General features: G+C 63.8%; 25 protein-coding genes. 11 read left to right on the top strand and 14 right to left on the bottom strand.

Annotation, left to right across the window (positions count from 1 at the left end; all coding sequences use genetic code 11):
- Positions 1-121: 121 nt before the first annotated feature.
- The 4 genes from NMP98_RS08020 to NMP98_RS08005 are packed head-to-tail and all read right to left on the bottom strand — an operon-like array spanning position 122 to position 1,856.
- Positions 122-928 (bottom strand): carbon-nitrogen family hydrolase, encoded by an 807-nt coding sequence (locus NMP98_RS08020; RefSeq protein ID WP_254860993.1) that lies wholly within the window; start codon positions 926-928, stop codon positions 122-124.
- Positions 925-1,347 (bottom strand): SRPBCC family protein, encoded by a 423-nt coding sequence (locus NMP98_RS08015; protein WP_254860992.1) that lies wholly within the window; start codon positions 1,345-1,347, stop codon positions 925-927. The genes NMP98_RS08020 and NMP98_RS08015 overlap by 4 nt, the downstream gene beginning before the upstream one ends.
- A gap of 57 nt (positions 1,348-1,404) precedes the next feature.
- The gene (locus NMP98_RS08010) at positions 1,405-1,629 is read right to left on the bottom strand and encodes a DUF7123 family protein (RefSeq protein ID WP_254860991.1); all 225 of its coding nucleotides are present in this window, start codon (positions 1,627-1,629) and stop codon (positions 1,405-1,407) included.
- Between the two features lie 38 nt (positions 1,630-1,667).
- On the bottom strand, positions 1,668-1,856 hold the full coding sequence (locus tag NMP98_RS08005; protein ID WP_254860990.1) for a DUF7525 family protein: 189 nt from the start codon (positions 1,854-1,856) through the stop codon (positions 1,668-1,670).
- Between the two features lie 94 nt (positions 1,857-1,950).
- On the opposite strand from NMP98_RS08005, the gene NMP98_RS08000 reads away from it, so the two are divergent.
- Positions 1,951-3,102, top strand: coding sequence for an LEA/WHy family protein (locus NMP98_RS08000; RefSeq protein ID WP_254860989.1), 1,152 nt, complete (start codon positions 1,951-1,953; stop codon positions 3,100-3,102).
- A 16-nt stretch (positions 3,103-3,118) separates the two neighbouring features.
- Here NMP98_RS08000 and NMP98_RS07995 read toward each other — a convergent pair whose 3' ends face one another.
- On the bottom strand, positions 3,119-4,153 hold the full coding sequence (locus tag NMP98_RS07995) for a phosphate signaling complex PhoU family protein (protein WP_254860988.1): 1,035 nt from the start codon (positions 4,151-4,153) through the stop codon (positions 3,119-3,121).
- 106 nt (positions 4,154-4,259) lie between these two features.
- The gene (locus tag NMP98_RS07990) at positions 4,260-5,294 is read right to left on the bottom strand and encodes an NAD(P)/FAD-dependent oxidoreductase (RefSeq protein ID WP_254860987.1); all 1,035 of its coding nucleotides are present in this window, start codon (positions 5,292-5,294) and stop codon (positions 4,260-4,262) included.
- Positions 5,295-5,413: 119 nt separating this feature from the next.
- On the opposite strand from NMP98_RS07990, the gene NMP98_RS07985 reads away from it, so the two are divergent.
- The gene (locus tag NMP98_RS07985; RefSeq protein ID WP_254860986.1) at positions 5,414-5,758 is read left to right on the top strand and encodes a glutaredoxin family protein; all 345 of its coding nucleotides are present in this window, start codon (positions 5,414-5,416) and stop codon (positions 5,756-5,758) included.
- A gap of 126 nt (positions 5,759-5,884) precedes the next feature.
- The gene (locus tag NMP98_RS07980; RefSeq protein WP_254860985.1) at positions 5,885-6,532 is read left to right on the top strand and encodes a DUF7110 family protein; all 648 of its coding nucleotides are present in this window, start codon (positions 5,885-5,887) and stop codon (positions 6,530-6,532) included.
- A gap of 58 nt (positions 6,533-6,590) precedes the next feature.
- Here NMP98_RS07980 and NMP98_RS07975 read toward each other — a convergent pair whose 3' ends face one another.
- Positions 6,591-6,800 (bottom strand): hypothetical protein, encoded by a 210-nt coding sequence (locus NMP98_RS07975; RefSeq protein ID WP_254860984.1) that lies wholly within the window; start codon positions 6,798-6,800, stop codon positions 6,591-6,593.
- Between the two features lie 157 nt (positions 6,801-6,957).
- Between NMP98_RS07975 and NMP98_RS07970 the strand changes: the two genes are divergently transcribed.
- A complete protein-coding gene (locus tag NMP98_RS07970) occupies positions 6,958-7,926 on the top strand; it encodes a phosphoadenosine phosphosulfate reductase family protein (protein WP_254860983.1) in 969 nt (322 codons plus the stop codon).
- Between the two features lie 313 nt (positions 7,927-8,239).
- Here NMP98_RS07970 and NMP98_RS07965 read toward each other — a convergent pair whose 3' ends face one another.
- From NMP98_RS07965 to NMP98_RS07955, 3 genes are all read right to left on the bottom strand, one after another.
- Positions 8,240-8,383: a hypothetical protein gene (locus tag NMP98_RS07965; RefSeq protein ID WP_254860982.1), complete on the bottom strand. Its 144-nt coding sequence runs from the start codon at positions 8,381-8,383 to the stop codon at positions 8,240-8,242.
- Between the two features lie 47 nt (positions 8,384-8,430).
- Positions 8,431-9,426 carry an alcohol dehydrogenase catalytic domain-containing protein gene (locus NMP98_RS07960; protein WP_254860981.1) on the bottom strand — a complete coding sequence of 332 codons (996 nt, stop codon included), beginning with the start codon at positions 9,424-9,426 and terminating at the stop codon, positions 8,431-8,433.
- A 67-nt stretch (positions 9,427-9,493) separates the two neighbouring features.
- Positions 9,494-9,691, bottom strand: coding sequence for a DUF5800 family protein (locus tag NMP98_RS07955; protein WP_254860980.1), 198 nt, complete (start codon positions 9,689-9,691; stop codon positions 9,494-9,496).
- A gap of 180 nt (positions 9,692-9,871) precedes the next feature.
- On the opposite strand from NMP98_RS07955, the gene NMP98_RS07950 reads away from it, so the two are divergent.
- The 3 genes from NMP98_RS07950 (at position 9,872) to NMP98_RS07940 (ending at position 12,701) form a co-directional block, all read left to right on the top strand.
- On the top strand, positions 9,872-11,086 hold the full coding sequence (locus tag NMP98_RS07950) for a polymer-forming cytoskeletal protein (protein WP_254860979.1): 1,215 nt from the start codon (positions 9,872-9,874) through the stop codon (positions 11,084-11,086).
- Between the two features lie 42 nt (positions 11,087-11,128).
- Positions 11,129-11,380, top strand: a complete 252-nt coding sequence (locus NMP98_RS07945; RefSeq protein ID WP_254860978.1) for a hypothetical protein — start codon at positions 11,129-11,131, stop codon at positions 11,378-11,380.
- Positions 11,381-11,519: 139 nt separating this feature from the next.
- Positions 11,520-12,701 carry a redox-regulated ATPase YchF gene (locus tag NMP98_RS07940; RefSeq protein ID WP_254860977.1) on the top strand — a complete coding sequence of 394 codons (1,182 nt, stop codon included), beginning with the start codon at positions 11,520-11,522 and terminating at the stop codon, positions 12,699-12,701.
- On the opposite strand, the gene NMP98_RS07935 is transcribed toward NMP98_RS07940, so the two are convergent.
- Complete coding sequence (locus tag NMP98_RS07935; RefSeq protein ID WP_254860976.1) at positions 12,702-13,550, bottom strand: UbiA family prenyltransferase; 849 nt, start codon at positions 13,548-13,550, stop codon at positions 12,702-12,704.
- A gap of 80 nt (positions 13,551-13,630) precedes the next feature.
- Positions 13,631-14,752, bottom strand: a complete 1,122-nt coding sequence (locus NMP98_RS07930; protein ID WP_254860975.1) for a pyridoxal phosphate-dependent aminotransferase — start codon at positions 14,750-14,752, stop codon at positions 13,631-13,633.
- Positions 14,753-14,985: 233 nt separating this feature from the next.
- Between NMP98_RS07930 and NMP98_RS07925 the strand changes: the two genes are divergently transcribed.
- From NMP98_RS07925 to NMP98_RS07915, 3 genes are read left to right on the top strand one after another with little or no spacing between them, the layout of a single operon-like run.
- A complete protein-coding gene (locus tag NMP98_RS07925; protein ID WP_254860974.1) occupies positions 14,986-16,008 on the top strand; it encodes an ABC transporter substrate-binding protein in 1,023 nt (340 codons plus the stop codon).
- Positions 16,009-16,027: 19 nt separating this feature from the next.
- Positions 16,028-16,834: an ABC transporter permease gene (locus tag NMP98_RS07920; RefSeq protein WP_254860973.1), complete on the top strand. Its 807-nt coding sequence runs from the start codon at positions 16,028-16,030 to the stop codon at positions 16,832-16,834.
- The gene (locus NMP98_RS07915; protein ID WP_367997254.1) at positions 16,825-17,589 is read left to right on the top strand and encodes an ABC transporter ATP-binding protein; all 765 of its coding nucleotides are present in this window, start codon (positions 16,825-16,827) and stop codon (positions 17,587-17,589) included. The genes NMP98_RS07920 and NMP98_RS07915 overlap by 10 nt, the downstream gene beginning before the upstream one ends.
- Here the strand turns inward: NMP98_RS07915 and NMP98_RS07910 are convergent.
- Together NMP98_RS07910 and pan1 are read right to left on the bottom strand one after the other, a co-directional pair.
- Positions 17,576-17,722, bottom strand: coding sequence for a hypothetical protein (locus NMP98_RS07910; RefSeq protein WP_254860972.1), 147 nt, complete (start codon positions 17,720-17,722; stop codon positions 17,576-17,578). The genes NMP98_RS07915 and NMP98_RS07910 overlap by 14 nt on opposite strands.
- 290 nt (positions 17,723-18,012) lie before the next feature.
- Positions 18,013-19,227: a proteasome-activating nucleotidase Pan1 gene (gene pan1, locus NMP98_RS07905; protein WP_254860971.1), complete on the bottom strand. Its 1,215-nt coding sequence runs from the start codon at positions 19,225-19,227 to the stop codon at positions 18,013-18,015.
- A gap of 169 nt (positions 19,228-19,396) precedes the next feature.
- Between pan1 and NMP98_RS07900 the strand changes: the two genes are divergently transcribed.
- The gene (locus NMP98_RS07900) at positions 19,397-19,654 is read left to right on the top strand and encodes a winged helix-turn-helix domain-containing protein (RefSeq protein WP_156710386.1); all 258 of its coding nucleotides are present in this window, start codon (positions 19,397-19,399) and stop codon (positions 19,652-19,654) included.
- The last annotated feature ends 11 nt before the right edge of the window (positions 19,655-19,665 follow it).

The following is a 19,665-nucleotide window of genomic DNA, read 5'->3' as shown; positions in this document are numbered from 1 at the left end:
TGGACGGGTTTGCGGCGGACGTTGGTTCTGCCGTCACGACGAGAAAAGCGTCGTTCAGGCAAACGGTGATACGCCGCGGTGCCTGATAAACCCTCGTTTGCCGGCCGACGCGTGTCAGACGCTACCGCCGGTCCTTCAGTGCCGGAAACTCCGCTCGGACCGCCTCGACGCGTTCGGGGTCGCAGTCAGCGTAGACGATGGTCGGGTCGTCGTCGGAGGACGCGAGTGTCGTCCCCCACGGGTCGTAGACCCTCGAGCGGCCGACGAGCGCGGCATCGTCGAACGTCGCAGAGCCGTTGACCGCGCCGACGTACACGAGGTTCTCGACGGCTCGCGCACGCGGGAGGAGTTTCCAATGTTCGACGCGGGGGTAGGGCCACGCACTCGGCACCAACACCAGCGTCACGCCCGAATCGACCAGCTGGCGGTACTGTTCGGGAAACCGAAGGTCATAGCAGGTCGTCACGCCGACGGTGTGGCCGCCGATTTCTGCCGTCTGTAGGTCTTCGCCCGGAACGAGCAGTTCAGCCTCCGCGGAGTCGTAGCCGAAAAGGTGGCGCTTCCGGTAGACGAGTCGCCGCTCGCCGTCGGAATCGAACAGCACTGCGGTGTTCGCATAGCCTTCCTCGGCGGGGACCGATTCCCCCGCATCGGCGGAGGCTGCGAGGTCCTCGACGACCGTTCCGGCGAGGACCGACACGCCGTGTTCGGCCGCCGCCGCGCTGATTCGTCGGTGGGTCTCACCGCCCAGCGGTTCGGCGTTGCGGGCGTAGGCGTCGAAGGCGAAGTACCCCACGTCGAATATCTCCGGGAGCGCGACGCAGTCGGCTCCGTTCCCGGCGGCGCGCTCGATTGCGGCGACCGCACGGTCGACGTTCGAATCGACCGCCGCGGCCTCGATTTCCAGTTGGGCGAGTGCGAGTCTCATAGGTCGAGGTCGCGTCGGATGGCGGCTTCGAGGTTCTCCAGTTCGCCGTCGAGTTGCTTCTTGAAGTATCGCTCGACACCTGGGATTTTTCCGTCGACGACGAAGCGGTTCGTCAGCTGAGTGCCGCCGTTGTTCGGTTCGAGGGTGTGTTCGCCCTGTACGCGCATCGCTTTCGAGCGACCGATGAACTTCACATAGCGCGGTTCGTCGTGTCTGAGTTCCTCCGTTTCGACGGCGATGGTCTTGTTCATCCGCGGAATCGGCAGGCGGACGTGCCACGTCGCGGTGTCCGCGCCGGTCACTTCGTACTCCTCGACGACGCTAATCGAGCGGGCGCGTCGCTCGGGGTCGGCAATGAACTCCCACACCGCCTCCGGTGGGGCGGCGAACTCGAAGACGCGTTCGACGCGGACGGTCATATCGAAACGACGTGGCGGGTCACCAAAAGAGCGACTGTTGCGGCCGTCGTGTGGGGGTCACTCCGGCGTGACGCGCCACGTGGTCGAGCGTGCCCGGGACCACTTTTCGATGTCGACGTCATCGGAGTGTTCCGCGAGGCGAGGGAGACGGGCGCCGACCTGCTTTGCGGTGAGGCCGATGGCGTCCGCGATGTGTTTCGCGCGGAAATAGCGGTCACCACCGTGGGCGCGCTCCCGGAGATAACCGAGGATACGTTCGTCTTCGTCGCTCAGTTCACTCATACTCTCCATTGGGTACGGAGCGGCTTAAGGCCCTCCCTTTACTCGAAGACGTGGTAGGCTGTGACGGCAAGTGAGCCGGCCAGCATCGCCACTCCGAAGGCCAGGCCGGAGGCGGCCTGGTCGCCCGTGATGCCGAACACTGCCATCCCGACGGCGCCGAGGCCGGCGACGACGGCGAACAGAAGCGGGAATCCGACGCGTTTGTCCGTAGCTGAAGCGGTCTCCATACCCACGCCTACGGCACTGCGATTATAAATCCCGACGGTCTCCGCTGGGACTGGGCCACAGCCTATTTGATTTCCGGGTGCGTCGGGCCGACAAATGGCGTCCGGCATTCTCGCGTTCGGCAAACTGAAAATCGCCGCCGTGGTTCTCGGCGTCGTCGTCGCGTCGCTCGTCGGCGCTGTCGCACTCGGCGCCGTCGGCGCCCCGTCCGTCGAGGACGTCGACAACCGATTCGGCGACGTGACCGAGGAAACGACGATTATTCACACCGACCTCGTCGTGAACAACCCCAACCCAATCGACATCCAACTCGGCAACACGACCATCAACTACACCGTCCGGATGAACGACGTGCCGATAGCCGCGGGCAACCGGACGGGCCTGGACCTCCAGCAGGGCAACTCCACGCTGGCCTTCCGGACGGCGATGGACAACGAGCAGATTCCGCCGTGGTGGCGAACCCACATCGAAAACGGCGAGCGGACGGCCGTCAACATCAACGCAACGGTCCAAACGTCGATACTCGGCGAACGCCAGTTCGACATCACACAGAAGCGGGAGGTCGAAACCGACCTCATCGGGCAGTTCAACTCCGAGGAGACGCGGCCCGTCAACGCCGACGACCCGCCACCGGTCATGTCGAATCCGGTGTTGTACGTCAACCGGACCAGCGCCGAGTGGGGCACCGTCACCCGCGAGGAGACGCCCATCGACATGGCGTTCCAACTGTACAACCCCCAAACGCTGCCGTACACGATTTCGGAACTCGGCTACGAGATAACGATGAACGGCGTGTTGGTCGGGGAGGGCCAAACCGAGGACATCGCTGCCATTCCGCCCGGGGCGACCGAGACGGTTCGGACCGACGCTGCCATCATCAACGGGAACCTCGACGAGTGGTGGGTCACGCACCTCCAGAACGACCAGCGCACGCAACTCCGAATCGAGTTCTACGCAGTCATCTCCGGGGAGGAACTCGTCTCCGACGTTCGCGTCCCGCTGGACGAACTAACCTACGAAGAGACAATCGAGACGGACATCTTCGGCAACAAGAACGCGAGTACGGCGCCGAACGGGAGCCAGTCGACGCCCACACCGACGCCGACGGACGGAACGCCGACGCCCGCAACGACCCCGACGGAAACCGACGATGGAGTCTTCGAGACTCCCACGCCGGTCACGGAGGAGACGGCAACGGAATCGGAGACGGCAACGCCGACGGAAACCGACGACGGAATCGGTATCTAACCGCGGGACCGCTTTCTTACTGAATCGTGACGTGTTCGCTCTCCTCGTTGAGAGCGAGGTTGGTCGCGATTTCGGCGTTCCGGACGGCGTACTGAGCGGTCTGTCCGAGGCTGACGAGCACCTCGCGAACACGAAGGAGGTCCTCGTTGGGCATCTCGTCGAGGTCGTTGAGGATTTCGATTTCCCGGTTGCGGACTTCGGCGAACTTCTCTCGAGTTTCGATGGCCATGTCGTAGTCCCGCTCGACGGCCGCACGGACACCGAGTTCCGTGATTTCGTTCACTTGGTCGGTGAACTCACGGATGCGCCGCATCGTGCTGTCCTCGACGTTGAGCGTGTGGCCCTCGGTTTCGAGGACGATTTCGGCGATGTCCTCGGCGTTGTCGGCGGTAAGTTCGAGGTTCTTCGCGATGGAGCGGTAGCCGATGAGCGGAAAGCCCGAATCGAGGCCGACCGCACGCGCGAGATTGGGGTTTTGATACGCCGTGAAGATGAGGCGAAGCAGGAGGACGAAAATCTTGTTCGCCTGTCGCTCGCGATTGAGCGCCCGCTGGGCGAGGTCGGGGTTGCCGTGGGCGAGTGCCTTGATGGCCTCGTTTCGCATCGTCGACCCGGTCGACTCCAACCGTTCGAGGAGGTTGTCGAGGGTGAAGTCCTCGGGGTCGACCGAACAGCGGATGGCGATGCGTTCCGGGGTCTCCTCGATGACGCCGAGTCCCATCAACTGCGTTTCGGCGTTGTAGACGGCGTTGATTTGGGCCGAATCCAGTGTTCCGCCCTCCTCGACTTCGACGTGGATGATGCGGCGCCCGAGGACGTACTGGGCGACGATGGCGCGCTCGACGGCATCGGCGTCGAGGTTCTGTGCGTGGATGACGGCCTCGCTTTCCTCCTGTTGGACGGACTCGGGCATCACCGTGAGCGTCCCCTTCGACCCCATCCGCAGGGAGACCTCGTCGCCTTTCTCGACGTCCTGTTTCTTCGCCCACTCCGCGGGGAGCGTCATCGCCAGCGTCGACGGCCCCAGTCGCTGTACCTTACGCGTTTCCATACCATCTCCTCGCACTGCGAAGTATTAATACTCACTATATGGGCACCAATCGAAACGCGAAACATAATATTGTGAAGAGATAACGCTCGGCACGGAAACGGCGGGGTCAGTCGTCGCTGGCGGCGGCCTGTTCTTCGCGTCCGGGCCAACTCTCGTGGTTGCGGGCCTGTTCTCGGAGTCGCTCGGAACTGCCGGGAACGTCTGCTTCGGTGACCGCTCCCTCTGCTTCGATGTCCTCCAGCGACCGCGGGAACTTCCGTAGGTCGTAGTGGTTGCCGATGCCACAGCGGGCACCTTCGCCCATCGCGGTCGGAATCTGGTTGTGTCCGGGCGTCACGTCGCCGACGGCGAAGACGCCGTCGACGTTCGTCCGGCCGTGGTCGTCGACGGCGATGGTGCCGTCGTCGTTCAACTCGACGCCGAGTGACTCCGCGAGGTCGGTGTTGTAGTTCGAACCGTACATCGGGAAGCCGCCGCGGTACTCCCGGTAACTTCCGTCCTCGAACTCGAAGCCCTCCAGCCAGCCGTCCTCGCGTTTCTCCATGCCCGTAATCTCCTCGTGGATGACCTCGACGGGATGGTTTTCGAGCATCGTCGCGGTCTCCTCGGACCACTCCGGCTCCTCGCCGCGGGTCAGGAGGTCCACGTCGGGCGTGAAGTTGAGCATAATCATCGCCACGTAGGCCGCCGAATCGCCCGTCCCCATCACGTACACCGGCTGGTCGACGAATATGTAGGCGTCACAGTGCAGACAGTAGTGCAGTCCCTTGCCGGTTCGGGGCAGTGGTGGGTCCGGCCGCTCGTCGGAGAAACCCGTCGCGAGGACGACGTGGTCGGTCGTCACCTCGACGTTTCCGGCGGTGACGTGGTAGCCCTCGTCGGTCGGTTCGATGTCGGAGACGAAATCCTGGAAGTAGTCGGCGCCGTAGGACTGCACCTGCTCGGTCGCCGTCGCGAGGAACTCGTTGCCAGAAACGTCCTCCGTGACGCCGATGACGTTGTGGGTGTCGAGCATCATCGCCGCCCGCCCGCCACCGCGGTTGATGATTGCGGTGTCGTGGCCGAGTCGCGTCGTGTACAGCGCCGCAGTCAACCCGGCGGGTCCGCCGCCGACGACCGTCACTTGGTAGTGGTCCGTCATTGATGTCCGATAGCCGTCCCATCGGCTTAACTCCCGGGTCGGTTGTGTCGTGTCGATACATCTCTCCGAAAGGAAAACCGCGACGCAACGGCTTTCCGAGACCGGCTCTTACACCGGGTATGTCGTTCGAAATAGACGAAGGGCTTCCACAGGCAGAGGTCGACGAACTGGTCGACGAAGTCATCGAGAACAACGAGGTCGTCCTGTTCATGAAGGGGACGGCGATGGCACCGCAGTGTGGCTACTCCGAGAAGGCGCTCAATCACATCCGCCGACACCGCGAGGACGTGGAGTATGTCGACGTGTTGACCTCGATTGACGAGTTCCGGGTCGCCTTGGAGCGACACAGCGGCTGGACGACGACGCCGCAGGCCTACGTCGACGGCGAGTTCGTCGGCGGGAGCGACGTGTTGGAGGAACTCGACGAACGAGGGGAGTTGGCGGCGACGCTGAACGCCGAATGATTCCGTTCGCGGAAACCGTGGTAATGCGGCACATGCGGAAGGACAGGTGATATAAGTGAGGAACCCTTACGTTCAACCGGACCACTCGCGTCAGGGGCGCTCTGCCCCCTGTGGGACAGGGATACTATGACCAGCCGCGTTTACAGACTTCACTCGACCCTGGAACTGAAACTAGACGACGTTCACGAGTTCTTCGACGAGTACGACCTACCCGTCGAAATCGAGGACGTCGAAGTAACCAGACGGAACAATACGCTCATCGTGAGCGCCGTCGCCGCCGAAGACAACATCTCCAAGTACACGCCAACCGCCCAACTGAAGGCGAGCGTGACGGAGAACCGTCTCTACGAGACGGAAGACGGATGGCAGGAGACGCCTCCGGACCCACAGAACGGGGCAGCCGGTGGCAGCGATGACGACGACGATGACGGCCCCCAGTGGGGAAGCTTCGGAAGCGGCGGCCAGATGCAGGAAGAGGAACCCGAAGTGAACTCCAAACTCGTCGAGTACGCCTGCTTCAAGGGCGACCGCGAGACCGTACTGCAGAACACCGCACTACAGTATCCGATGTTCGAGGTACTGTGTGACCTCGCGAAGTTCGCCGAGAAGGGAACGCTCACCGCCATCGCGGCGGTCGACGAAGAACTCGAGGCGACACGCATCGTCGACGGCGAGGAGCGCTCGGCGAGCATCGAGGTTATCGACGACCCACGGGACCGAGACGATGAAAACACCGTCAACTGGCGCGACAACAAGTTCATCAGCGACGACTGAACAGTTCTCCGTTAGGTGTTCACTTGCGACACTCGATAGATAGTTCTCCAGGAGGTCGCTATCGTGGCTCCCACGTTCCGCCACACGTCCCACACGTTACCTCCCCGCCACCGAAGGCGTTAATCGACATCTCTTGGCGACACTCCGTACACAGCGCCGCACCACAGCCAGCACACTCGTAGCCCTCAACGCCAGACCGAGACAGCAACGCGGTAAGCCCGCTCGGTTTCGCTTCGAGTTCGTCACCGCAGTTCCGACACTCGGGCATTGGTGGGGGTATGAACACCGCCGGGAAGTGACTTCTGGCCGTTTCATCCGGCGAAAGAAACTTTTGCCGCTTTCTGGAACGGAGCGTCGGCGCTCGACGCCACACTGGCCGAACCCAAAAGACCCTTTACGCTTCTAATGAGATGTAATTACACGCTATGAGCGAATTCCCGGAGTACGTCGACGTTGATTACACGGACGGCGAAGGCGAAGACCCCGAGGAGTACCCGAGCATTCAGGACAAAATCGAGAAGGCCATCGAGGTCGTCAAGACGGGACTCGAACAGTACGATACCCCCGCCATCATGTGGACCGGCGGGAAGGACTCGACGCTGACGCTGTACTTCGTCAAGGAGGTCGTCGAGCAGTTCGACTACGAGATGCCGCCGACGGTCTTCATCGACCACTACCAGCACTTCGACGAACTGCTCGATTTCGTCGACCACTGGGCCGACGAGTGGGACCTCGAAGTCATCTTCGCGCGCAACGAGAACGTCGGTGCGTACGTCGACGAAAACGACCTCGAACCCGGCGACGACATTCCCGTTGACGCCCTCAACGAGAACAACCAGCACCACATCCGCAACATTCTCGAATACGAGGAAGACACCTTCCCGTTCCTGCTGGACACCTACGTCGGCAACCACCTGCTGAAGACGGTCGCGCTCAACAACACCCTCGAAGAACACGACATCGACGGCATCATCTCGGGCATCCGTTGGGACGAACAGGAGGCTCGCGCCGACGAGACGTTCTTCTCGCCGCGACACGACCCCGACATCTACCCGCCGCACGACCGCATCCAGCCGATTCTGCAGTTCGACGAGGCCGACGTGTGGGATGCCTTCTGGTTCTACGTCGTCCCCGAGACGGTCCCCGAGTTCCCCGACGACGGCTACGTCCCGCAGGACTACGACGACCTGCCGAACGACCTCACCCACGCCGACATCCCCGTCTCGCCGAAGTACTTCGCAGGCTTCCGCTCGCTCGGCAGCGAGATTTCCACGGAGAAGTCCGACGAAGAGCCCGCGTGGCTGCAGGACCTCGACAACACCACCGAGCGTGCCGGCCGCGCACAGGACAAAGAGGACCTGATGGAGCGGCTTCGGGACCTCGGTTACATGTAAGCCGGCCCCCGTCGGTGGCTTCGTCGCCGGTTTCTACAGTTCTCTACGACGCCTCGGCGGGCTGGTGGTCGAACTCGCCGACGCTACAGAAGCGTCTGCAGAAAAAGCCACGTGAGCCAGCCAAGCGCGGTGAGTAGCAAGACGAGAAACACCACGAGCGCAATCAGGTGGCGTTTGAGTGTCGTCTCGGTGCCACCAGCCATGGCTCTCCGTTAACCTCCTCGGTATAAAACTGAGTGGGTGCGAGACGGCGCCTGCTCCGAGCCACGTCCCCACCGAAATCGCATGTCCGAAAATCGGCGTTCCGGTGGCGCTACAGCACCGAGAAGATGACGTATGGCACTCCGAACAGCAGCAGCGTCATCGCCAACAGAATCAGTCCGTAGGCGGCGAACGTGCCCGCTGCCGTGAGCCACGCGTCGTGGCTGTACTTCTCTTTGAGTCCAGCGGTGTCCATATCCGGCGATTCGAGCGCGTTCCCTTAGGTGTACCGCTACCGACCGATTAGGGAACGACCACGGCCCGGCCCTCGATGTCCCCCGACTCGAGGCGTTCGAACGTCTCGGGAAGGTCCTCGAGTGGGACTTCCTCGACGGTCGTTTCGAGTCGTCCCTGTCGGGCCAACTCCAGCACCGACCGCAACTCCTCGGGAGTGCCCCACTGGACCGTTCGGTAGGTCACCTCGCTGCCAACCAGCGGGTTCCACGAGAAGTCGATTGCGCCGCCGCCGATGCCGGCCAACACGAGTCGGCCGTCGGGACCGAGGACGTTACTGCCCCACTGGAGGGTCTCGTCGACGCCGACGAAATCCACGACTGCGTCGACCTCACCGCCCGCAGCCTCACGTATCTCCCGGGGCACCGACCCCGAGGTGTCGACCGTCGCGTCCGCACCGAGTTCCTCGGCGCGGTCGAGTTTCGAGGGCTCGCGGTCGACGGCGACCGTTCGATAGCCGGATAATCGGGCGAGTTGAACGCCGAATTCGCCCAACCCGCCGATACCGAAAATCGCCACGCTGTCGCCGAGCTCGAGGTCGGCCTTCCGGAGCGACCGATAGGCGGTGAGGGCGGCGTCGGTCAGCGGTGCGGCCTCGATTGGGTCCAGTCCGTCCAGCGGAATGCAGTACTCCGCGGTCGGCACCCGAAGGTACTCCGCGTAACCGCCGTCGTTGCCGATGCCGAGCCAGTTCGTCAGGTTACACAACTGGTCGTCGCCGCGGGCACAGACGGAACAGTCCCGACAGCCCCACCCGCCGAATACCGCTACATCGGTGCCGACATCGAGCGCCACGCCATCGCCGGATTCGGCGACGGTTCCAGCGACCTCGTGGCCGAGCGTCCGCGGTTCGACGAGCGGTAAGTCGCCGTCCATGACGTGCAAATCGGAGTGACAGACGCCGCAGGCGGCGACCTCGACGAGCACCTCGCCGGGACCGACTTCGGGTCTCGGAACGTCTTCGATGCGCAGTCCGTCGTTAGGGTAGAAACGCGCCGCGTGCATGGGCCGAGACGACGTGGCACGGGCAAAGCGTTTGGGGTTCTGACAGGACGGGCAATCGCCGAGTCGGTCAGTTCAGAATATCCTGGATTCGACGGGGTTCCCCGGAGAGTGCGGGGTTGTCCTCGATGAGTTGAAGCACCTCGTGGTCGGTCACGTCGGGGTAGTCCTTCCGGGTCGCCTCCTCGATGAGGTCCTTTTCCAGTCGGAACTCGGTGCCTTCGTAGATGACTTCGACACCCTGTTCGTCGAACGAGAGAACGGTCATACACCGGGTTAGCGACTGAACGGTTTAAGGGCCACGAGAACGCGACGAGGTTTCCCCTCCCCGTCGCATGGGGTCGCGCGCTGTGGCGCACCGACGGCCCCGACGGGAGTAGGCGCTCACCTGACAAATGTCTGCCGGCCGTCTGACGCCCGAGGAGGTTTTAATAGCCGTGGCACGCAGATGTACACCGTGCTTGGTTCGGACCCGCTGGAAGAACTCGCCGTGCCCGACGGCACCCACGTCCAAGAGCACGACCTCGTCACCGACGGTGACGTGCTCGTCGGCGGCCAGAGCGTCGTGGAGTTGGGCGTCCGTGGCGGGACCGTCATCGCCGGCGAGCGGGTCCGCTTCGGCGGCGACATCGAAGCCGACGGTGACTGCCGACTCGACATGTGGTGTGAGGTCGACGGCAACGTTCTCGTCGGCAACAACGCCTATCTCGGCGAGCGGGTCCACATCACCGGTCAACTCATCGTCTCCGGGGACCTCGACGCCGGCGACGACGTGGACATTGAGGAGGGATTCGAGGCCAACGGCTGGATTGTCATCCGCAACCCGATGCCGACCATCGTCTTCCTGTTCGTCTACCTCTCGCAGTTGCTCAGAATCGGCGAGGAGGAGGCAGCAGAGGAGGTCGCAGACGAGTTCCTGACCGAAGAGCGGGAGGCCGACCCCGTGCTCATTCCGCGCGGTGCGCGCGTCTCCGACGACGCCTGGCGCGTCTCGACGCCGGCGAGTATCGGCGACGGCTGCCGACTCCACGGCAACATCCGCGCGACATCCATCGAGGTCGGCACCGACACCGAGGTGTTCGGTAGTCTTCGGGCGAAAGGTGACATCCGGGTCGGCGAGGGGACAGTCGTCCACGGTGATGTAACGACGAAGGGTGGTGACGTGGTCATCGAACCCGGAGCGTCCGTCCGCGGTGACATCTCCTGTGAGGACTGTGAACTCTCGGAGGCCGCCGATGTCGACGGCGCGATTCGCGCCCGCGGCGAAATGAGCTTCAAAAAGGCGCCGGCGGCCGACGCCGAGCAGTCGGCGGAATCGGAGGCGGAACACCCCGAGGGTGATGCCGAGGAGGCGGCGACCGAAGAAGAGACGGCCGACAGGGACGGCTTCGAGTGGGCGCAACCGGAGGAATCAGAAACTGCCGACTCGGCGTCGGAACCGGCGGACGACGCCGACCCGACGCCCGCAATCGTCCCGCTCGGGGAAGGGACGCTCCCGGAACCCGACCCGACGGCGGCCATCGTCCCGGCCGAGGAAAGTGACCTCGACTGGGAGTCGGTCGGCGACGGACGGACCCCCGGGAACGCAAAGAACGGGACGCAGGATTCGGATGCCGACGACGATGGTATCTCGGGTGTCATCGCCGAGGCCGAAGACGCCTAGTGAGTCACAACGTCTTTTTCGACGCATACTGAACGCCGGCGTATGGCAACGGGCTCCTCCACCCAACCCGACGACACGTTCACGACCATCGTAGCCCTCGCCGTCGCTGGCTTCGTTGCAGCCGTCGGGACGGCGTTTCTCGTCGCCGGGGCGTACGACGCGTGGGTTTATGCCGCCGGCGAGGCTCACTCCGCCGTCCCTGCACCCGTCGCATACTTCGGCGAGATGCTCCTGTCGCTGGCGGTCGGGTGGGCGTTCGTCCTCGGCGGCGTCCGATTCGGGACCGCCTACTGATAGGATTCTCGTAGAGAATCCTCGGCTTCGGGCGGGAAATCGACACCCGACGGTGAATCTCTCTCCTTGAGATGTACGGATACCTCCGAGAATCCCTGTGAACCGAAAGGCAATTCGGCCCGGTCGCCGGAGATGAGGCATGCTCTCGGTCGCGCTCGCCGGCAAGCCCAACGCCGGCAAATCGACGTTCTACAAGGCCGCAACCATGGCCGATGTCGACGTGGGGAACTACCCCTTCACCACCATCGACGCCAACCGTGGCGTCAGCCACGTCCGGACGCGGTGTCCCTGTCTCGACCTTGAGGCCCGCTGTGGCAACGACAACTGCCACGACGGCAAGCGCTACGTCCCAATCGAGTTACTCGACGTGGCTGGTCTCGTCCCCGGCGCCCACGAGGGGAAGGGACTCGGAAATCAGTTCCTCGACGAGTTGACCAACGCCGACGCCATCCTCAACGTCGTCGACGCCTCCGGCGGCACCAACGCCGAGGGCGAACCCGTCGAAGTGGGGTCGTACGACCCCGTCGACGACGTGGAGTTCATCGAGGAGGAGATGGACCTCTGGATAGCCGGCATCATCGACCGCAACTGGGAGACGGTCGAACGGCAGTCCCGGTCCCCGGAGTTCGATTTCGAGGAGGCACTCACCGAGATGCTCACCGGCGTCGGCGCCAGCGAGTACGACGTGATGGCCGTCCTGCGGGCGATGGAGTACTCCGCCGACCCCTTCGCCTGGGAGGATGGCGACCGCGAGGAACTCGCCCGCCGCATTCGGGAGCGAACCAAGCCAATCGTCGTCGTCGCCAACAAGGCCGACATCGCACCCGAGGGGAACGTCGAGCGACTAAAAGAGGCCGCAGAGCGCGTCGTACCCTGTACCGCCGAGGGTGAGCTTGCCCTCCGGCAGGCCGTCGAGGCCGGCGTCGTCGACTACGACCCCGGCGACGAGGACTTCGAGAGTATCGGCGACCTCTCGGATGCGCAAGCCGAGGGGCTGGAGCGAATCCGCGGCGTCATGAGCGAATTCGGAGGCACTGGTCTGCAAGATGCCCTCGATGAGGCAGTGTACGACCTGCTTGACCGCATCACCGTCTACCCGGTCCAGAACGACACCAAGTGGACCGACGGGCAGGGCAACGTCCTTCCCGACGCCTTCCTTTTGCCGTCGGGGTCGACCCCGAAGGACCTCGCTTTCGCCGTCCACTCCGACATCGGAGAGGGATACCTCCACGCCGTCGACGCCCGCGAGAGCCGCCGCATCGGCGAAGACCACGAGCTGACGGAAGGAGACGTCATCAAAATAGTCTCGACGGCGAAATAACTAGCCGAGCCACACCGCAGCCACCAGCACCGCGAGGAAGAGATACGACCCTCGGATGAGCAGTTTCGTCGCGAGGCTGGCGTCGTCGCCGGCGCGCCACGCGAAGGCCGCGACGACGGCGAAAACGACGGGAGCGAAGACGCTGGCTGGTGGGAACACCCCGGCGACGGCGAGAGCGACGACGACCACCATCCCGACGGTCATCAAGCCGTAGGCGAACAAACGCGCGCGTTGCCGTCCCAACACGACTGCGACGGTTCGCTTGCCGATGGAGCGGTCGTACTCGTAGTCTTTGGCGTCGTCGACCGTCTTGATACCCGAGAGAACGAGGAGGAAGACGACGGCGAAAGCGACGACGGCGGGCGTGAGATGAGTCGCTTGCACGTAGTAACCGCCCAGCAACGCGAAGGCGATTCCGGCGGGATAGCCGGCAGTCGCGCCGACGGGATTCAGATCGAGTTGTGGCGCGTGAAGGTAGCCGATGACCCACCCCGGAAGGGTCAGAAGGGCGGCCCACACGTCGACGAGCAGGCCGATGGCGAGGAGACACGAGAAGAAGACCGCCGAGGCGCCCGCCAGTGCGAGGCGACACCCCGAGGCCGTCAGCGGGTGGTCGTCGTCCTCGCCGCGGCCATGGAAGTCGACGTAGCCGTCCTTGATGTGTGCCGTATAGAGGGCGGCGAAGGCAGCGACGAGATGGAGGACCAGCAGGGTCACGTCGAGTCGCCCGGACAGCACCGCACCGAACGCCGAGGCGGCCACCGGCGGCAGCATGAACACCGGGTGAATCTGGGAGACCAACGCCCCAACGTCGGCCCGCACCCCCGTGCCGTGCCGTGCGATTTCCATACGTGGTGTACGGTAGCGAGTCTCATTACTCTACTCCCGTCGGCAGGCTGTCGGGGGTTCGTCTCCGGGGTCGGCGGCTGCTACCGGAGTGCCTCGGTCGCTTCCCGCATGATGTCGAGGGCCTCCTCTAGCGTTTCCATACTCGCCGCATACGAGATGCGGGCGTGGCCGGCGCCCCCCTCGCCGAAGGCCTCGCCGGGAACGACGACGACGCCGCGGTCGATGACCTCGTCGACCCACCCCTCGGGCACCCGGGGCATCACGTAGAAGGCACCCTTCGGCGTCGGCACGTCCAGCCCCATCGATTCGAGTTCCTCGACGACCAAGTCCCGGCGCTCCTCGAAGGCCTCCCGCATCTCGACGGTGTGGTCCTGTGGGCCGGTCAGGGCGGCCTCGGCGGCGTACTGACTCGGTGCGGCGGCACAGGCCTGTCCGTACTGGTGGGCCCGGAGCATCCGCTCGATGCGGTCGGAGGCGCCGGTTACCCACCCCAACCGCCAGCCGGTCATCGAGTACGCCTTCGAGCAGGCGTTGACGACGACGACGTTCCCGGAGTCGGTAAAGGACATCGGCGAGTGGTGTTCGCCGTCGAAGACGAACGGCTCGTACACCTCATCGGAGATACACAACACGTCGTGTTCCTCGGCGATGCGAGCGAACGCCCGCATGTCGGCCTCGCTTTGGACTGCACCCGTCGGGTTGGCGGGGCTGTTGACGACGAAGGCCGCGGTGTCGTCGGTGATGGCGTCTTCGACGGCTTCGGGCGCCATCGTGAGGTCTTCGCGAAGCGAAACGGGTCGCGGTTCGCCACCGGCGATGTGGGTCAGCGCCTCGTAGGAGACGAACCCCGGGTCGGGGTAGATGACCTCGTCGCCCGAATCGACGTGTGCTTCGAGGGCGATGTGGAGCGCCTCGCTCCCTCCGGCGGTGGCGATGATATCCTCTTGGTCGACCGAGAAGCCGTTGTCGCGGTCGTGCTTCGCGGCGATGGCCTCCCGCAACTCGATAGTCCCCTTGTTGGAAGTGTAGGCGTCGACTGCTCCCGTTTCGATGGCCTCGATTGCCGCCTGTCGAGCGTGGTCGGGCGTCGGGAAGTCGGGTTGGCCCAAGCCGAGATTGATGGCATCCTCGCCGGCCGCCTCGAACACCTCACGGATACCGCTGATGGACACTTTCTCGATGCGCGATGAGAACTCCGTCATGGCGGATACGGCGTCCGCTGGGGGGTTAATTCTGCTGGATGCCATCGGAATCAGGGGTATTTCTCACACACTTATCGGAGATTGTTGCTGGTATATGGGACGACTCTACTTCCAAACAGATGGCGAAAACCGCAACACGGTGGCAGATTTTTCTCTTGGCTCCGCCGTCAACGAGGGAGGCCCAAATTACCCGCACCTTGTCGGGCATAAACGGGCCTCCCCTATCGTCTCCAATGACCGAGTACGACTTCACGCTCTCGAGGCGTTCGTATCTGGCCGGCACCGGTGCCGCCGCGACGGCGGGACTGGCCGGCTGTCTGGGCTCCGGTTCCGGCGGTACCGAGGAGCTCTCCGTCGCGTACATGCCAATCTTCCCCGACCTGCAGTACTTCGTGATGGACGAACAGGGGTACTTCGACGAAATCAGCGCCGAAATCAACGGCCAGGAGTTCACCGATGGCCCGGCCATCATCCAGGCCTACGGCGGCGGCGAAATCGACATCGCGATGTTCGGCATCGTTCCGTCGATGATAGTCATCGACCGCGGCATTCCCGCGAAGGTGACCGCCGCGAACATCAAAGAGCCGATGGCGGTGATGGTCCACGACGACCTCCGGGCGATGTGGGACGAACACGGCGCCGACGCCTTCTCGGTGTGGGAAGAGGAGAACGGCGAACCCTTCCGCTTTGGAACGTTCCCACAGGGGTCGGTGCCCGACGTGTTGCTCCGCTATTGGCTCGCCGAGGAGGTCGGTGTCGACCCCGAGTCGGCGGTCGAAATCATCGAAATCGGCGGTGCCAACGCCGTATTCCAGGCCATCGTCAACGACGAAATCGACGGCACGTCGATTATGGAGCCGGTTCCGACCCGCGTAGACGGCACGAACGCCCCGGTCGGCACCTTCCGGACGGCCGCCGAAATCATGCCGGGACAGCCCGCCGCCGTCACGCTCATGAGCGACGAGGTTCGGGATTCGGCACTCGCAGGGGAGTTCCTCGAACAGCACGTCCGCGCGACCGAGTTCATCGAAGCCAACCCCAGCGAGACGGCAGACATCGTCGAAAGCGGCATCGGAATGGACGCAGACCTCGCCCGAGAGGCACTGGCTGGCCCGCTTTCGAACTTCGTCACCGACCCGCGAGAAATCGAAAACGGGGCGGACATCTTCTCGCAATTCGCCAACGAGAACGGCCAGATAGACCAACAGCTGTCGCGCGAGCAGATATTCGATTACAGCGTCTACGACTCGCTCTGAAGCCATGGAGGGCCGATAGATGGCGACCGACATCCGACGGGAACTCGAAGATGCGACCGAGAGCGCCGACCTCCCACTGTCAAGTATCGACGCTCGCGGTACCCTGTTGGGTTTCATTGGTGTCGCCGGTTTCGTCGCACTCTGGTACGTCGCCTCGTTGTTCCAGCCGTCGTACGTGCTGCCCTCGCCGCTTGCGGTCGCCGAGACGTTTCGCGCGGAGGCCGAAAGCGGCGAGATGCTCATCGCGTTGGGACAGAGCATCCGCCACTGGCTGCCGGGGGCCGTCGTCGGAACCACGCTCGGCGTCGCTGCAGGCGTGGCCTTCGGGTGGAGTCGGCTCCTCGATGACCTGTCGGCACCGGTGGTCCGGCTTCTCCGACCCGTCCCGCCGCTTGCACTCGTCGGCTTCGCCATCGCGTGGTTCGGCATCGGTGACGCGGGCGCGGCGTTCATCATCGCCGTCGGGGCGTTCTGGATAAACTTCTACGCCGCCTACGGTGGCGTCGAAGGTGTCTCGGAGGACCTTCTGGACGTCGCCCGAAGTCTCGGCGTCGAAGGTGACCTCGAGTTGGTCCGGTCGGTCGTGATTCCGGCGGCCTCCCCCGAGATACTCACCGGCGTTCGGACTGGGCTGGGGCGCTGTTGGATGCTCGTCGTCGCCTCCGAAATCTTCGGTGTTCCGGGCATCGGACGGCGAATCCTGCGTGCCGGTCAGAACCTGCAGGTCGACGTAGTCATCGCCTACATTCTCGTGTTGAGCCTGATGTTCCTACTCGTCGACGTGGCGTTCCGTGCGGTCCAACGGAGGGTTCTGGCGTGGCGCTGAACGACCCCATTGGGACGCAGGTCAGTGTCGACAACGTCTCCAAACAGTACGCCGGCAAGGGCGGCCCAGTACACGCCCTCTCCGAGGTGTCCTTCGGTGTCGAGGACGGCGAGTTCGTCTGTATCGTCGGTCCCTCCGGCTGTGGGAAGACGACGCTGTTTCGCATCATCGCCGGACTCGAGGAACCGACCGACGGGTCGGTCCGGTTGCGCGGCGAGCGGGTCGCGGGACCGACCGCCGACATGGGCGTCGTCTTCCAGGAGTACCACCTCTTCCCGTGGCGGACCGTCCGGGGCAACGTCGCCTTCGGCCTGGAGAAGGGGGGCGTTTCGGCGGCCGAGCGGCGCGAACGCGTCGACTCCCTCGTCGACCTCGTCGGACTGGAGGGGTTCGCCGATAGCTATCCGAAGGAACTCTCCGGTGGAATGAAACAGCGGGTCGCCATCGCACGGGCGCTCGCGACCGACCCCAGCCTCCTGTTGATGGACGAGCCGTTCGGGGCCGTCGACGCACAGACCCGAGAGATGCTGCAGAACGAACTGCTCGACATCTGGGAGCAGACCGGAAAGACGGTCCTGTTCGTCACACACGACGTCGAAGAGGCGGTGAAACTCGCCGACCGAGTCGTCGTGATGGCGAAGGAACCGGGACGCATCCGGGATGTCATCGAGGTCGACCTTCCGCGGCCCCGGTCGCGGTCCGACGCCGACTTCGGCGCCTACTACGAGCGCGTCCTCGGACTCATTCGCGAGTAGCGTCCCGCAACTCTTCGATGTGTTTCTCCAGACGTCGGAGCGTCGCGTCCGCGTCGGCGTAGCCCTGTTCGTACTCTTCGTAGGTTGAATCGGCCTGTTCGAGGAACGCCTCGACTGCGTCGCTGTCGGTCATGCGTTCGTCTCTGCGCTCAGGACGGAAAAATCACCGCAAGCATCCGCGAGCGACGAAGGCGCGAGCGGTTCTCTGCGTGCAAAGCGCGCGGGTTGCGGGCAGGCCCGCAACCGAACTGTCGTGGCGGCCGCAGGCCGCCACGCACAGGACCAAGGCCCGACCGTAGGTCCCGCGAACGAAGTGAGCGGGAGCGTTGGAAGACGACCGAAGGGAGTCTTCCTGAGGGAGGGCCGCCGTGTCTTTTTCATGAACGTTTTTGCCGGCGCGCGCAGCGTGCCGTGCAAAAAGTTTCAGGCGAAAGTCTTCGAGACTTCGTCGCTTTCCTCTTCGGTCTGTTTGATTTTATCCCATGCGTCGAGGAAGTCCTGCATCCACACTTCCTTGCGGTCGTCGCGGATGGCGAACATGCCGGCCTCGGTGGTGATGGCCTTGACGTCGGCGCCGGAGGCCTCCTGGGTCTCCTCGGCGAGTTCCGCGAAGTCGACCTCGTCCGCGATGTTCATGTCGCGGGTGTGAATCTGGAAGATGAGTTCGCGACCCTCGGCGTCGGGTTTGGGGACCTCGATGAGGCGGTCGAAGCGGCCGGGACGGAGGATAGCGCGGTCGAGCATGTCGAAGCGGTTCGTCGCCGCGATGATCGAAATCTGGCCGCGGTCCTCGAAGCCGTCCATCTCGGAGAGCAGTTGCATCATCGTCCGCTGGACCTCGGCGTCACCGGAGGTCTTGGAGTCGGTCCGCTTTGCGGCGATGGCGTCGATTTCGTCGATGAAGACGACGGCGGGTTCCTCCTGTCGAGCGAGTTCGAAGAGGTCGCGGACGAGTTTTGCACCCTCTCCGATGAACTTGTGGACCAACTCGGAGCCGGCCATCTTGATGAAGGTGGCGTCGGTCTGGTTGGCGACGGCCTTCGCCAGCATCGTCTTCCCGGTGCCTGGCGGCCCGTGCAACAGGACGCCCGACGGCGGGTCGATGCCCACTTCGTCGAACATCTCGGGGCTCTCGATGGGCATCTCGACGGTCTCTCGGACCTCCTCCATCTGCTCGTCGATGCCGCCGATGTCCTCGTAGGCCACGTCGGGGGACTGTTCGACCTGCATCACGCGGGCGCGCACGTCCGTCTCGGAGTCGAGTTTCTTGACGACGGACAGCGAGTTGTTCACGGCGACGCGGGAGTCCGGCGTGAGTTCTTCGCGCATCTCGTCGGTGACCTCGGTGAGCGCCTCCTGGTTGTTGCCGTGCTGTTTGATGATGACGCCCTCGTCGGTAATCTCTTGGACGGTGGCGACGAACAGCGGCGACTGCTTGAGCTTCTTGTTCTCGTGGGTCAGCCGCTCGAGCTTCTGTTGGTACTTGTTGTTCTCTGCGTTCGCATCGAGGAGCTTGTCGCGCATTTCCTCGTTCTGCTGTTCGAGGATTTCGAGCCGCTCCTCCAGCGCCTCCACTTTCTCCTGCTGTGACGCGCCGTCCTCGTAGGGGAGGTCGACGTCGTCAACAGTATCGGTCATCACCCCATCGGTAGCGCCCGTAGTCATAAGAGGTTTCGGGTAGGTACACCCGGTGCATGCCGGCGAATCTCCTCGTTACGAAAAACGAGCCACCGAAACGGAGGATTACTATCGGGAATATTTTGGGATAGTAAGTATTATCCGCTATCATTGGATAGGTGGTGGTACGATGAGCGTAACCGACGTGCAGTCGAAGGCAGACGCGGTCGACTGGGAGGCCGTCGCTGACCTGCCACCGAGCGCGAAACTGGTGGCGAAGGTCCTCGAGTACAACGACCGGCTCACGCAGAGTCAACTCGCCGAGGAGACGATGCTTCCGCCCCGTACCGTCCGATACGCACTCACGCGGCTCGAGGAAGTCGATGCAGTCGACTCGCGGTTCTCCTTTACCGACGCGCGCAAGCGCGTTTACGCCCTCGCCGAGTGACACCTCGGCCC

The organism is Natronomonas gomsonensis, from assembly GCF_024300825.1.
Classification (GTDB): Archaea; Halobacteriota; Halobacteria; order Halobacteriales; family Haloarculaceae; genus Natronomonas; species Natronomonas gomsonensis.
This window is presented reverse-complemented; position numbering and strand designations above follow the sequence as displayed.